General features: G+C 66.2%; 13 protein-coding genes. 4 read left to right on the top strand and 9 right to left on the bottom strand.

Annotation, left to right across the window (positions count from 1 at the left end):
* Positions 1–339: 339 nt before the first annotated feature.
* Positions 340–1,266, top strand: a complete 927-nt coding sequence (locus tag ACOHWE_RS01580) for a lysophospholipid acyltransferase family protein (protein ID WP_420663630.1) — start codon at positions 340–342, stop codon at positions 1,264–1,266.
* Between the two features lie 23 nt (positions 1,267–1,289).
* On the opposite strand, the gene ACOHWE_RS01575 is transcribed toward ACOHWE_RS01580, so the two are convergent.
* Positions 1,290–2,048: a DUF1223 domain-containing protein gene (locus ACOHWE_RS01575; protein WP_420663629.1), complete on the bottom strand. Its 759-nt coding sequence runs from the start codon at positions 2,046–2,048 to the stop codon at positions 1,290–1,292.
* A gap of 242 nt (positions 2,049–2,290) precedes the next feature.
* On the opposite strand from ACOHWE_RS01575, the gene acnA reads away from it, so the two are divergent.
* The 3 genes from acnA to ACOHWE_RS01560 all read left to right on the top strand — a co-directional run bounded on the left by acnA (position 2,291) and on the right by ACOHWE_RS01560 (position 6,243).
* Entirely contained in the window at positions 2,291–5,065 is a 2,775-nt protein-coding gene (acnA, locus tag ACOHWE_RS01570) for an aconitate hydratase AcnA (protein WP_420663628.1), read from the top strand.
* A gap of 90 nt (positions 5,066–5,155) precedes the next feature.
* Positions 5,156–5,860: an SDR family NAD(P)-dependent oxidoreductase gene (locus ACOHWE_RS01565; protein WP_420663627.1), complete on the top strand. Its 705-nt coding sequence runs from the start codon at positions 5,156–5,158 to the stop codon at positions 5,858–5,860.
* 44 nt (positions 5,861–5,904) lie between these two features.
* Positions 5,905–6,243: a DOPA 4,5-dioxygenase family protein gene (locus ACOHWE_RS01560; RefSeq protein WP_420663626.1), complete on the top strand. Its 339-nt coding sequence runs from the start codon at positions 5,905–5,907 to the stop codon at positions 6,241–6,243.
* Between the two features lie 474 nt (positions 6,244–6,717).
* Here ACOHWE_RS01560 and ACOHWE_RS01555 read toward each other — a convergent pair whose 3' ends face one another.
* The 8 genes from ACOHWE_RS01555 to secD all read right to left on the bottom strand — a co-directional run bounded on the left by ACOHWE_RS01555 (position 6,718) and on the right by secD (position 12,769).
* Positions 6,718–7,257 (bottom strand): DsbE family thiol:disulfide interchange protein, encoded by a 540-nt coding sequence (locus tag ACOHWE_RS01555; protein WP_420663625.1) that lies wholly within the window; start codon positions 7,255–7,257, stop codon positions 6,718–6,720.
* Complete coding sequence (gene ccmD / locus ACOHWE_RS01550) at positions 7,250–7,405, bottom strand: heme exporter protein CcmD (RefSeq protein WP_420664653.1); 156 nt, start codon at positions 7,403–7,405, stop codon at positions 7,250–7,252. Before ccmD ends, ACOHWE_RS01555 begins: the two co-directional genes overlap by 8 nt.
* Positions 7,406–7,416: 11 nt before the next feature.
* Positions 7,417–8,148 carry a heme ABC transporter permease gene (locus ACOHWE_RS01545; RefSeq protein WP_420663624.1) on the bottom strand — a complete coding sequence of 244 codons (732 nt, stop codon included), beginning with the start codon at positions 8,146–8,148 and terminating at the stop codon, positions 7,417–7,419.
* 56 nt (positions 8,149–8,204) lie between these two features.
* Positions 8,205–8,861, bottom strand: coding sequence for a heme exporter protein CcmB (gene ccmB / locus ACOHWE_RS01540; RefSeq protein ID WP_420663623.1), 657 nt, complete (start codon positions 8,859–8,861; stop codon positions 8,205–8,207).
* Positions 8,858–9,472, bottom strand: a complete 615-nt coding sequence (gene ccmA, locus ACOHWE_RS01535) for a heme ABC exporter ATP-binding protein CcmA (protein WP_420663622.1) — start codon at positions 9,470–9,472, stop codon at positions 8,858–8,860. The genes ccmB and ccmA overlap by 4 nt, the downstream gene beginning before the upstream one ends.
* A gap of 113 nt (positions 9,473–9,585) precedes the next feature.
* Complete coding sequence (locus ACOHWE_RS01530; RefSeq protein WP_420663621.1) at positions 9,586–9,939, bottom strand: Mth938-like domain-containing protein; 354 nt, start codon at positions 9,937–9,939, stop codon at positions 9,586–9,588.
* A gap of 198 nt (positions 9,940–10,137) precedes the next feature.
* Complete coding sequence (gene secF, locus ACOHWE_RS01525) at positions 10,138–11,106, bottom strand: protein translocase subunit SecF (RefSeq protein WP_420663620.1); 969 nt, start codon at positions 11,104–11,106, stop codon at positions 10,138–10,140.
* Position 11,107: 1 nt separating this feature from the next.
* Positions 11,108–12,769 carry a protein translocase subunit SecD gene (gene secD / locus ACOHWE_RS01520; RefSeq protein ID WP_420663619.1) on the bottom strand — a complete coding sequence of 554 codons (1,662 nt, stop codon included), beginning with the start codon at positions 12,767–12,769 and terminating at the stop codon, positions 11,108–11,110.
* Positions 12,770–12,778: the final 9 nt, after the last annotated feature.

The following is a 12,778-nucleotide window of genomic DNA, read 5'->3' as shown; positions in this document are numbered from 1 at the left end:
GATTTCACAAGTTTTCCCGGCGCCATTGACCGGCGCCAAGGAACAGCCCCGTCCGCGCTGGAACCTGCCGGAACGGGCCGGATCCCCGGCACGGCCTGTACCAGGTCGGCCCGCGGCCTGGCCCGTCCGGGACCTGCTGCCGGGCCGGTGCGGCGGCCGGCGCACGCGCTTCCCCCGGGCCGCCGCCGCGCTTGCCGCTCATCCGTTGACCCAGTGTCTTTCGGGCGATGCCGGCCGGGCCCGTATGCGCAATCCCGCCACCCGGCTTGTGCCCGCCGCTGGGCGCCAGTAAGATGCGCATCTTGATCCGCATTCCTGCGCCGCAGCATTCCAGACCCCATGCCAGTTGACCCTTCCGAACTCTCCACGTCGAGCCACGTCAAGTATTACGCCAGCAACCTGTTCCTGCGCGGGCTCCTGCTGGCGGGCCGCGTGGTGCCCTACCGCTGGCGGGTGCCGCTGATGGGCCGGCTGGTCACCGCGATGGGGCGGCTGGCGCGGTTCGACAAGCGGGTGCGCGACAATCTCGCGCTGATCCGGCCCGAGCTGGCGGACACCGATGCCGGTACGCTCTACCGCCAGGTGAGCGACAACGCCGGCCGGATGATCACCGAGCTTTACGCAGGCGAGGCCTTCCGCCGCCGCGCCTGCGCCGCGCCGGTAACGGGTCCCGGGCTCGCCGCGCTGGACCGTGCCCGCGCCGAAGGCCGTCCGGTGATCTTAGCCACCGCGCATTTTGGCAATTACGATGCCGCCCGCGCCGCGCTGATGGCCCGCGGGCATGAGATCGGCGCACTCTACCGGCGCATGGCAAACCCCTATTTCAACGAGCATTATGTCGCCGCGATGAAGGCCACGGGCGAGCTGATGTTCGAACAGGGCAAACGCGGCATGGTCGAGATGGTGCGCCACCTCAAGAAGGGCGGCATCATCGCCATCGTCACCGACCTGCACGCCCAGGGCGGCGAGCCGATCGAGTTCTTCGGCAAGCCCGCCGTCACCTCCACCGTGCCGGCCGAAATGGCGCTGAAGTACGGCGCCGCGCTGATCCCCGTCTACGCGGTGCGCCAGGACAACGGTCTCGACTTCGAGATCCTGATGCATGAGGAGATCCCTCCCAGCGACGCCTCCGCCATGACCCGCGCGCTGACCGCTGACCTTGAAGCGGTGGTGCGCCGCCATCCCGGCCAATGGTTCTGGATTCACCGGCGCTGGAAACCCTTCGTGCCGGTTGCAAAGCAGCGCAGGGCGGCAGCGGCGGATTGATCCGCCCGCGGCACCCGAACCGGCTAATCAGCTGCGGCAGCTGCCAGCACCGGCCCATAGGCCCCCTGCTGCACCACCACCGCGGCGCGGTTGGGGCCGGGCAGCGGCACCACGAGATCCAAAGGCGCGCGGCCGTCCCATTCCGCCACCAGTTGCCAGTCCTCCACCACATTGGCATAGCTGAGGGTGCGCCCGGCCAGTTCGCCGCGGGTGATGCGCACCGTCTTCAGCGGCGCATAGCGCACCAGCTGCACTATCAGCTGAGCTGCCTCCCTCCCGGTGTGCGCAATCCCCTCCAGCCTGCTGCCGCGCGGTTCCAGGCGAATAAGCAGGCTTTCCCCCGCGCGCTCGAGCCCCAGAGAGACCAGGCGCGGCGCGTCCTTGTGCCGGGCAATGGCCTCTGCCACCTGCACCGCATCGGAGCCCATCACGTCATCGATTCCCATTACTATCATCTGCGGCGTGTAGATCATCCGCCGCCCGGCCGCCTGGGCATAGCCCTTCTGCCGCTTGGTATGGGCAGGGTCAGCAAAGCGGTCTTTCCAGCCGATGTAGTCCCAGTAGTCCACGTGCAGCGCGAGCGGCAGCACGCCCTCGCGTCCGGCGAGCCGGTGCAGCAGCGCATCAGCCGGCGGGCAGGCCGCACAGCCCTGAGAGGTGAACAGCTCGACCAGAACCGGCGGCTGCGGTGCATCCGGCACCGGCGGGACCGCCTCCTGCGCCCGCACACAGACCGGCAGAGCCATCGAAAGTACCGCCGCCAGCGCCGCAAGCCGTCTCATGCGTCCATCTCCGCTGCTTCTTCCTCTGCTGGCTTAACCGGATGCCGCGCCCATGGCCAATCAAAGTAATTTGACACGATGCCAGCCACGCAGCCCCCAGTAATTTCCCGGCTTTTTCTGTGTACCATCGCATACAAAAAATACACCTCTTTCCGCTGCCAGCTATTGAAAGCGCGCCCGCACTGCTCCAAGTTCGCAAGTAGCGAATTCCCTGCACTCAAAATTTCAGAGGGAGGCCAATCATGCCTATCAATGTCGGACAGGACACCGCCAGCACGCGCAAGCAGTTGACCGCAGGCGGAAAGACGATCTCCTACTATTCGATCCCCGCCGCCACCGAGGCCGGGCTTGGCGATTTCTCCAGACTGCCGGCCGCACTGAAGGTGGTGCTGGAGAACATGCTCCGGTTCGAGGACGGCGGATTCTCGGTCTCCACCGACGACATCAAGGCATTCGGCGAATGGGCGGAAAAGGGCGGCAAGAACCCGCGCGAGATCGCCTACCGCCCGGCCCGGGTGCTGATGCAGGATTTCACCGGCGTGCCGGCCGTGGTTGACCTCGCGGCGATGCGGGACGGCATCAAGGCGCTTGGCGGCGATGCCCAGAAGATCAACCCGCTGAACCCGGTCGATCTGGTCATCGACCACTCGGTGATGATCGACGAATTCGGCAACCCGCGCGCCTTCCAGATGAACGTGGACCGCGAGTACGAGCGCAACATGGAGCGCTACCAGTTCCTGAAGTGGGGCCAGGGCGCCTTCAACAACTTCCGCGTGGTGCCTCCGGGCACCGGCATCTGCCACCAGGTCAACCTCGAGTACCTGGCGCAGACCGTTTGGACCGACACCGACCAGAACGGCGAAGAAGTCGCCTACCCCGACACCCTTGTCGGCACCGACAGCCACACCACCATGGTGAACGGCGCCGCCGTTCTGGGCTGGGGCGTCGGCGGCATCGAAGCCGAAGCGGCGATGCTGGGCCAGCCGATCTCCATGCTGATCCCCGAAGTGGTCGGCTTCGAGCTCACCGGCGAGATGACCGAGGGCACCACCGGCACCGACCTGGTGCTCAAGGTTGTGGAGATGCTGCGCGCCAAGGGCGTGGTCGGCAAGTTCGTGGAATTCTACGGCGAGGGCCTGGACCGGCTGCCGCTTGCGGACCGAGCCACAATCGCCAACATGGCGCCCGAATACGGTGCCACCTGCGGCTTCTTCCCGATCGACGGCGAAACCATCCGCTATCTGCGCAATACCGGCCGCGATGAGGACCGCCTCGCGCTGGTGGAGGCTTACGCCAAGGAAAACGGCTTCTGGCGCGGCGCGGACTACAACCCGGTCTACACCGACACGCTGCATCTCGACATGGGCACCATCGTGCCCGCGATCTCCGGCCCCAAACGGCCGCAGGACTATATCGCGCTGGATGAAGCGGCCACCACCTTCCACAAGTATATCGAGGGCCAGCGCAACGCCAAGGACGCGAGCGAGCAGGCCGAAGGCCGCTGGGAAGGCGAAGGCGGCCAGCCCGAACCGCAGGACATTCCCGGCAACGAAGGCCACCACAAACTGGGCTTCGTGAGCACGGACGAGCATAACTACCAGCTGCACGACGGCTCCATCGTGATCGCCTCGATCACCTCCTGCACCAATACCTCGAACCCCTATGTGATGATCGGCGCCGGGCTGGTTGCGAAAAAGGCGCATGAGCGCGGCCTGACCCGCAAGCCCTGGGTCAAGACCTCGCTGGCGCCGGGCTCGCAAGTGGTGTCGGAGTATCTTGAGGCCGCCGGGCTGCAGAAGCATCTGGACGCTATCGGCTTCAACCTCGTGGGCTACGGCTGCACCACCTGCATCGGCAATTCCGGCCCGCTGGCCGAGGAAATTTCCAAGTGCATCAACGAGAACGACCTGATCGGCGTCTCGGTGCTCTCGGGCAACCGCAACTTCGAGGGCCGCATCTCCCCCGATGTGCGGGCCAATTACCTGGCTTCGCCGCCCCTGGTGGTGGCCTATGCGCTTGCCGGTGACATGAACATCGACATCACCACCGCGCCGCTAGGCCAGGACAAGGACGGCAAGGACGTCTACCTGAAGGACCTCTGGCCGACCCAGAAGGAAATTGCCGATTTGGTCGAGCAGACCGTCACCCGCGAGGCTTTCAAGTCGAAATACGCCGATGTCTTCAAGGGCGACGAGAAGTGGCAGGCGGTAGAGACCACCGATGCGGAGACCTACGACTGGCCCGCGACCTCCACCTACATCCAGAACCCGCCCTACTTCCAGGACATGGGGCCGGAGCCGGGCACCATCCAGAACATCGAGGGCGCCAAGGTGCTGCTGATGCTGGGCGATATGGTGACCACCGACCACATCTCGCCCGCAGGCTCCTTCGCCAGCACCACGCCCGCAGGCAAGTACCTGCTCGAACGCCAGGTGCAGCCGCGCGAGTTCAACTCCTACGGCTCGCGCCGCGGCAACCACGAGATCATGATGCGCGGCACCTTCGCCAACATCCGCATCAGGAACGAGATGCTCGACGGCGTCGAAGGCGGCTACACCAAAGGGCCGGACGGCAAGCAAACTTCAGTCTACGAGGCCGCGATGGCCTACCAGGAGCAGGGCACCCCGCTGGTGGTGTTCGGCGGCGAGCAATACGGCGCCGGCTCTTCGCGCGACTGGGCGGCCAAGGGCACGGCGCTTCTGGGCGTGAAGGCGGTGATCGCGGAAAGCTTCGAGCGCATCCACCGCTCCAACCTCGTGGGCATGGGGGTGATCCCCTTCGAGTTCACCGGCGGCGACACCCGCAAGACCCTGGGCCTCACGGGTGAGGAAACCGTCTCGATCCGCGGGCTGGACGATGTCACCCCGCAGAAGGAGGTGCCCTGCGACATCACCTTCGCGGATGGCACTACCAAGACCATCACTCTGAAGTGCCGGATCGATACCGCGCCGGAGAAGGAATACATCGAACACGGCGGCGTGCTGCACTACGTGCTGCGCAACCTGGCGAAGTCGTAAGCCAGGCCCACAGCCTTCAACCTTGACGGGCACCCTTCGGGGTGTCCTTCTTGTTCCGGCAGGTCAAGTTTCCACAGGAGGGCAAACCGCATGAGAAAGACCGTTCTGGTAACCGGCGGCGCCTATGGCATTGGCCGGGCAATCTGCGCGCGGTTTCTGGGCAGTCACGCGCTGGCCCTGACCTGGTGCAACACGCCGCCGGACCCGGCGCGGGGTGAGCAGCCGGACGTGCTGGCAATGCGGGCCGACCTGACCCAGCCCGGCGCGGCTCAGGCCGTAGTGGAAGACACCATGGCGCGCTTCGGGCGGCTCGATGTGATCGTGAACAACGCAGGCGCTGTGGCGCAAAGCCCGCCCGATGCCTTTGACGCGGAGGCCCAGCGCGCCATACTCGACCTCAACCTCCTGGCTCCGCAAGCGCTGCTCAGCGCCGCCCTGCCGCATCTGCAGCCGGGCGCGTCCGTGGTCAGCATCTCCTCGGTCAATGCGGTGCTGCCGCCGCGGGGTGCGGCCACCTACGGCGCCAGCAAAGCCGCGCTGAACCTCTGGACCCGGGCCATGGCAAAGGAGCTGGGACCCCGGGGCATCCGCGTCAATGCAGTGGCACCGGGCGCTGTCAATGTGCCAGAATCGCCCCGGGATGCCGCATTGACCAAATTGTTCACGGATGAAACCGCGCTTGGCCGCCTTGCCAGCGCCGAGGACATTGCTCAAGCAGTCTTCTTTCTGGCATCAGATGCCGCGCGCTCGATCACTGGCGAAGTTCTGACCGTCTCGGCCGGCTACCGCCTGTAGCCGGGACAATTGCCCGCGTCCGCATCTTGGTCCAGAATGACCCCATGAAACAGTTAGACAGCATCACCGGCTTTCACGCCCATGTCTACTTCGACGAGGCGACCGTGGAGAAAGCCCGCAGTCTCTGCAAGGACGCCGCGGCCACCTTCGGAGTCGAGATGGGCCGCATGCACGAAAAATGCGTCGGCCCGCATCCGATGTGGTCGTGCCAGCTCACCGCGAGCCCGGAGCAATTCGCACGTCTGCTGCCCTGGCTCGCGCTGAACCGGGACGGGCTCATTGTCTTTGCGCATCCCGAAACCGGCGACGCGCTGGCGGATCACCAGGATCACGGCATCTGGCTCGGCACCGGCCTGGAACTCGACCTCTCGGTCCTCGCCTAAGACCGGCCAGCCGGGCGCAGGCATCCCGGGCCAGCGTAATCGCCGAGGGGCCCCGCCCGCGGCGGGGAAACGGCTGTTGCGCTTGCCGGGGGTGCAGGCGTCTGGCAGGCAGGGGTCTGGCGTCGAGGGACCCGGAGCTGCTGCTTTTGTGAGTTCCCCTTCTCTGCTGTACAAAAAGCTCGCCGCAGGCGGGGTTGTCCTCCCAAGTTAAAGCACCAAGCCGCGCATCTCCGGCGCGCGCGGAGGCGATCCAAACGGGTATGACTGGCAGTTTATCCCGGCAAAGTCCGTAGACCCTCTAGGGGGAACACCAAGCGGCAGCCAAACCGCCGCCGCGTGGGGGCGCGCCGGCGATGCGCGGCGGCCTATCGGCCTTGTTCCGCGCTGTGCGACTTCCCGGTCTTCTCCCGCCCTCTGCGCCCTCCCGGCCCTGTCCCGCGCGGTTGCAGCAGGGGCAAGCGGGCGCGCGCCCGCTTAGCCGCCGCGCGCCCTCTCGATCGCCGGGCGCAGGGTCTTCTCGATCGCGCGCTGCGTCAGCGGCCCGGCAAAGCGCAGGACGATCTTGCCCTCGCCGTCGATCACATATGTTTCGGGCACGCCGTACAGCCCCCAGTCAAGCGCCATCCGGCCCTTCTCGTCGCGGCCGATCCCGGTGTAGGGATCGCCCAGCTCCTCCAGAAAGCCCTCGGCCTGATCCAGCCGGTCCTTGTAGTTCACCCCGTAAATCGGGATGCCCTCGGCTGCCAGTGCCTCCAGATTGGGATGCTCCACCCGGCAGGGCGCGCACCAGCTGGCCCAGTAGTTCACCAGTTTCACGCCATCTGCGCGCAAGTCGGCATCGCTGAACATCTCCTTGCCCGGGAATTCCTCCAGCACCACCGGCGGCGCGGGCTGGCCTTCGCGGGCCGAGGGCAGGCTCTCGGGGTCTTCGCGGAACATGCCAACAAGCGCGAGGCCGACGAACCCGGCAAAGACCAGACCCGGAACAGCCATCAGAGGCGATACCTTAGCCATTGCGCTTCACCCTTCCTTCCAGCTCCTCCATGTCGCGGCGCACCCGGCGGCCGCGCCACAGCGTCAGCACCACCAGAACCGCGAGGAGCAGCAGCGACGCGGCATAGGCCGACAGCACGGTATCGGCGTATTTCCCAAGGTCGGGCATCAGATCAGCCATCAGGCCTCCAGACGTTCGCGCGCCAGCAGCGCCTTGATGCGGCGGGCGCGGATTTCGGTTCCGGTGCGGTAGAACACCAGCGCGATGAACAGCAGAGCAAAGCCCGCCATACAGATGTAAAGCGGGGTGGAGAAGACATCCGCGACGTTCTCCTCCTTGTCGAGCGACAGCGACGCGCCCTGGTGCAGCCCCTGGTTCCAGAAGTTCACCGCATAACGGCTGAGCACGGCAAAGACGGTGCCGACGAGGCAGAGGATCGCGGTCAGGTCGGCCGCGGTGTCGGGGTTGTCGATCGCCTCCCACAGCGCGATATAGCCGAGGTAGAACAGGAACAGCACCAGAAACGACGTCAAGCGCGGGTCCCACGCCCACCAGGTGCCCCACATCGGCTCGCCCCAGATCGCGCCGGTGACCAGCGCGATCAGAGTCATCACTACGCCCACGGGCGCGGCGGCACGCGCCGCCAGCGCGCTCACATGGTGGCGGCGGATCACCCAGATCAGCGACGCGACCAGCATCATGAACCAGGCGTTGATCGCCATCAGCGCGGCAGGCACATGCAGGAAGATGATCTTCACGGTGGAGCCCTGCCGGTAATCATCCGGCGTGAAGAAAAAGCCCCAGATCAGCCCCGCCCCGACCAGCACGGCAGAGAGCGTCCACAGCGCCGGCATCACCCGTTCGGTGGTGGCGAGGAACTTCTTCGGATTGGCGTATTCCCAGATCGACATGGTGGCTATTTAGCTCTTGCTTCAGGGTTTCTCAATTCACGGTGACGGCATGCGGGCTAGCGCAAATTGACGCGCAGCACGGCGGCGCTGGCAAAGGGCAGCAGCCCGATGCAGGCAGCGGAAATGCCCGCGAGCAGCAGCAGCGGCGTCTGCACCGCCAGCCCCTCGGCCCCGCGCCGCGCCACCTCGGCGCCGAAGATCAGCGTCGGCACGTAAAGCGGCATCACCAGGAGCGACAGCAGCAGCCCGCCGCGCTTCAGCCCCACCGTCAGCGCCGCGCCGAAGGTGCCGATCACGCTCAGCGCGGGCGTGCCCAGCAGCAACGAGATCAAGAGCCAGCCAAAGCCCGCCTCGGGCAGGCTCAAGAGCACGCCAAGAACCGGCGCCGCCAGCACCAGCGGCAGCCCGGTGGTCAGCCAGTGCGCCAGTGCCTTGATGCTGACCGTGGCCTCCAGCGGCAGCGGCGCAGTGGCCAGGAGGTCGAGCGAGCCGTCCTCCCAGTCGAGCGCCAGAAGCCGGTCGAGCGACAGCAGGCACGCGAGCAGAGCCCCGAGCCACAACACGCCGGGCGCAATCCGCGCCAAAAGCTCGGACTGCGGGCCGACCGAAAACGGCACCATCACGGTGACGATCAGGAAGAAGGCCAGCCCCAGACCAAAGCCGCCGCCCGCGCGGAACGCCAGCTTCAGGTCCCTCAGCAGAAGCGCGATCACAGGAAGCCTCCGTCGAAGTCGTCGATCGCCGGCGGTGCCGCCTTGAAGGGGGTCACGTCCAGCACCTCGCCCTCCAGGCCGAGGTCGATGTGGGTGGCGATCAGCGCAGCCCCCCCGGCGGTCAGATGCGCCCGCACGGCATCGGCAAAGAGCGCCACCGAGGCGCGGTCAAGGCTCACCGTCGGCTCGTCCATCACCCAGATGGGCCGCCCGGTGACCAGCAGCCGGCTCAGGCCCAAGCGCCGTTTCTGCCCGGCCGAGAGCATCCCCGCCTGCCGGCTGCGCAGGGCTTCGAGGTCAAACGCTGCCAGCGCCTGGCCTATCCCGTTCCTGCCAAAGACGCTGGCCCAAAAGGAAAGATTCTCTGCCACCGTCAGTGCCGGTTTCAGCCCGTCTGAATGCGCGGCGTAGGCAATGCGGTCCTCGGCGCCGTCGATGCGGCCTTTGAGCGGCGGCTGCAGCCCCGCAATGGTGCGCAGGAGTGTGGTTTTGCCGCTGCCGTTCGGCCCGCGCAGGATCAGCGCCCGCCCGGGATCGAGCGTGAAGCTCACGCCTTCCAGCACCGGAAGGCCGCCGCGCGCCACGCTCAGATCACTCACATTCAATGTCATGAATTTTTCATATCCCATTGCCCCGGCGCATGAAAAGCCTCAATCGGGGGCCTTGCGCCTTGCGCCAGGTCAAACCGGGGGCCGATCGTCGGGGCCGGATCTTTCAGGGCCGCTCAGACCGGCAGAGCGGCAAGCGCGATGCGGCGGCCTTCCGACAGGAGCACGTTGTAGGTGCGGCAGGCGGCGGGGGAGTTCATGGTCTCAACCCCGATCCCCGCGCCTTCCAGCTGCTGGCGCAAGCCCGCCGGTATATGGGCAATCTCTGCACCCGTGCCGACGAACAGCACGTCGATGGAGCCTGCCAGCGCCAGAAGCGGTGCAGCGTCATTATAGCCGCCCCAGGCGGCGGTGCCCGCGCCCGAGGTCAGCACCGCGCCGGTCTGCACCTTGCCGCCGATGCGGAAGAAGCCGGGGCCGTAGCCGTCCACCGGTTCGGCGTCGCTGTAGCTCACTTCGTTCAGGCGCATCGGCTGGGTCCTTCTCAAGCTCCGGGTCGGGCCCGGAATAACACGCTCGGGCGGCGCGGGAAATAGTCGCGGCCGTGAAGCGGGGAGCCGCATAGTGCCGGCGCATGCGGGGCGGCCCGCCGGCTCTGTTCCGCGCTGGGTGACACAAAAAAGGCCGCAGGTATCCCCGCGGCCTCCCCTGTTCAGCGTTTCGCCCGTTCAGGCGTCGATATTGGCGAACTGGTTGCCGGTCGGCGCACTCGGCTTGTTCCAGTCGCGCTTCACGCCCAGCTTCAGCAGGATCGTGGAGGCCACGAAGACCGAGGAATAGGTCCCCACCACGACGCCCCAGATCATCGCAAAGACAAAGCCGCGGATCACGTCGCCGCCCAGCACATAAAGCGCGATCAGCGCGATCAGCGTGGTGACCGAGGTCATCATGGTCCGGCTCAGCGTTTCGTTGATCGAAATGTTCAGCACCTCCTCCAGCGGCTTCTGCTTGTACCGCCGCAGGTTTTCGCGCACCCGGTCAAAGACGACCACGGTGTCGTTCAGCGAATAGCCGACGATAGTCAGCAGCGCCGCGATGATGGCGAGGTCGAACTTGATCTGCAGCTCGGAGAAGACGCCGATGGTCAGGATCACGTCATGCACCAGTGCGGCCACGGCGCCGAGCGCGAATTGCCACTCGAACCGGAGCCAGATGTAGACCAGCACCGCTGCGATGGCGAGCGCGACCGCGATCACCGCGGTCTGCACCAGCTCGCCCGAGACTTTCGGGCCCACCGATTCGACCGAGACGAACTTGATGCCGGGCGCCACCTTGTCGAGCGCCGCCTGAAGACTGGCGATGACCTCGGCCGAGACTGCCTCGCCGTCGTCCTGCGCCTCGATGCGGATCATCGCCACGTTCTGCTCGGGGCCGAAGGTGGGGTCGAAGACCTCGGTGATCGAAATATCGCCCAGCTTCAGTGTCTGGACCGCATCCCGGTAAGCGCCGACATCAACAGGCTGCGCAGCCTCGGTGCGGATCGTCGTGCCGCCGCGGAAGTCGATGCCGAAATTCAGCCCCTGAAACAGGAAGGAGGCAAAGCCAACCACCATCATCACGGCCGAGATCCCCAGCCAAAGCCGGGCGCGCTTGAAGAAATCGAAGGAGGTCTCCGTGGGTACCAGTTTCAGCCGCATCTTACACCTCGATCGTTTTAGGACGGCGCCGTTCGAACCACATCACGATCATCAGCCGGGTCACGAAGATCGCGGTGAACACCGAGGTCAGGATGCCTAGCCCCAGGGTGATTGCAAATCCGCGCACCGGGCCGGAGCCCATCGCGAACAGGATCACTGCGGTGATGAAAGTGGTGATATTGGCGTCGAGAATGGCGCTCAGCGCCTTGGAATAGCCTTCGTCGATGGCCCGCGCAGGACCCCGGCCCGCTTTCAGTTCCTCGCGGATGCGCTCGAAGATCAGCACATTGGCGTCCACCGCCATGCCGACCGTCAGCACGATGCCCGCGATGCCCGGCAGCGTCAGCGTGCCGCCGATGAGGCTGAGCGCGCCGAAAATCAGCGCAATGTTGAGAACCAGCGCCACATTGGCAAAGAGGCCGAACAGACCGAAGCTCAACGCCATGAAGATCAGCACGCCGGCAAAGGCCACGGCAGTTGCAACCTTGCCCGCGTCGATGCTGTCCTGGCCCAGCTCGGGGCCGATGGTGCGCTCTTCGAGGAACTCGAGCCCCGCAGGCAGCGCGCCCGCACGCAGCAGGATCGCGAGGTTGGTGCTGTCCTCGATGGTGAAATTGCCGGTGATGATGCCGGAGCCGCCGGGGATGTGGGACTGGATCACCGGGGCGGAGACCACCTCGTCATCCAGCACGATCGCAAAGGGCGAGCCGATGTTTTCCGCCGTGTAGTCGCCGAACTTGCGCGCGCCGGAGGTGTTGAAGCGGAAGGTCACCGCGGGCTGGCCGTTCTGATCGAAAGACGGCTGCGCATCGACCAGCTGCTCGCCGGTCACCACCGCGGCGGCCTCCACCGTGTAGTAGACGCCCTCCTCGTCCAGCGACGGGATCACCTTGTTGCCCACGCCGGGCGCGGCATCGGGATCGCTGCCGCGGCCCACGACCGGATTGAAGGTCAGCTGCGCCGTGGTGCCAATGATCTCCTTCAGCTCGGAAGCCGAGCCGATGCCCGGCACCTGGATCAGGATGCGGTCGGCGCCCTGGCGCTGGATCGTCGGCTCGCGGGTGCCGACCTCGTCGATGCGGCGGCGCACGATTTCCAGCGACTGGCGCACGGTGCGGTCGTCTGAGGCCAGCTTCTCGGCCTCAGACAGGCGCACCACCAGGATGTCGCCCTCAGCCGAAACCTCAATGTCGTTCGCGCCCGCGCCGGTCAGCGTGGCGATCGGGTTTGCGAGACCGCGCACCACTTCCAGCGCCCGGGCCATGCCTTCGGGTTTGGAGATCTTCAGGCGAATCTGGTCCGCCGGGCCGGGCTGGCGGCGGAAGGTGCCGATGGCGGCGCGTTCGGGCCGCAGCGCATCGCGCACTTCCGGCCACAGCGCATCCATCCGCGCTTCATAAACGTCCTCGACTTGCACTTCGGCCAGGAGATGCGCGCCGCCACGCAGATCGAGACCGAGGTTCACCAGCCCCGAAGGCAGGAAATCGGGCCACTGCGCAGCCGTCTCCAGCCGCTCCGGGGTTTCGCCGCGGGCGATGATTTCCGCCGCGGCGTCATTGGCCTGCTCGACGCGGGTATAGAATGCATTGGGCAGGGCAAGCAAAAGGCCGGCCGCGCAGGCCAGCCAGATGAGAACCCTTTTCCAGAGATCAATTTGCAGCATTGCCCTGCC

Source organism: Cribrihabitans neustonicus (assembly GCF_048820895.1).
GTDB lineage: Bacteria > Pseudomonadota > Alphaproteobacteria > Rhodobacterales > Rhodobacteraceae > Cribrihabitans_A > Cribrihabitans_A neustonicus.
The sequence above is the reverse complement of the archived record's forward strand: the minus strand, read 5'-3'. Positions and strand labels throughout refer to the sequence as shown.

What these genes read in the sequence shown, in the direction of transcription:
- ACOHWE_RS01555 (WP_420663625.1), bottom strand. Translation starts at nt 7,257, where the DNA reads ATGGCTAAGGTATCGCCTCTGATGGCTGTTCCGGGTCTGGTCTTTGCC.
- ccmD (WP_420664653.1), bottom strand. Translation starts at nt 7,405, where the DNA reads ATGCCCGACCTTGGGAAATACGCCGATACCGTGCTGTCGGCCTATGCC.
- ACOHWE_RS01545 (WP_420663624.1), bottom strand. Translation starts at nt 8,148, where the DNA reads ATGTCGATCTGGGAATACGCCAATCCGAAGAAGTTCCTCGCCACCACC.
- secF (WP_420663620.1), bottom strand. Translation starts at nt 11,106, where the DNA reads ATGCGGCTGAAACTGGTACCCACGGAGACCTCCTTCGATTTCTTCAAG.
- secD (WP_420663619.1), bottom strand. Translation starts at nt 12,769, where the DNA reads ATGCTGCAAATTGATCTCTGGAAAAGGGTTCTCATCTGGCTGGCCTGC.
- ACOHWE_RS01575 (WP_420663629.1), bottom strand. Translation starts at nt 2,048, where the DNA reads ATGAGACGGCTTGCGGCGCTGGCGGCGGTACTTTCGATGGCTCTGCCG.
- ACOHWE_RS01530 (WP_420663621.1), bottom strand. Translation starts at nt 9,939, where the DNA reads ATGCGCCTGAACGAAGTGAGCTACAGCGACGCCGAACCGGTGGACGGC.
- ACOHWE_RS01560 (WP_420663626.1), top strand. Translation starts at nt 5,905, where the DNA reads ATGAAACAGTTAGACAGCATCACCGGCTTTCACGCCCATGTCTACTTC.
- ACOHWE_RS01565 (WP_420663627.1), top strand. Translation starts at nt 5,156, where the DNA reads ATGAGAAAGACCGTTCTGGTAACCGGCGGCGCCTATGGCATTGGCCGG.
- acnA (WP_420663628.1), top strand. Translation starts at nt 2,291, where the DNA reads ATGCCTATCAATGTCGGACAGGACACCGCCAGCACGCGCAAGCAGTTG.
- ccmA (WP_420663622.1), bottom strand. Translation starts at nt 9,472, where the DNA reads ATGACATTGAATGTGAGTGATCTGAGCGTGGCGCGCGGCGGCCTTCCG.
- ACOHWE_RS01580 (WP_420663630.1), top strand. Translation starts at nt 340, where the DNA reads ATGCCAGTTGACCCTTCCGAACTCTCCACGTCGAGCCACGTCAAGTAT.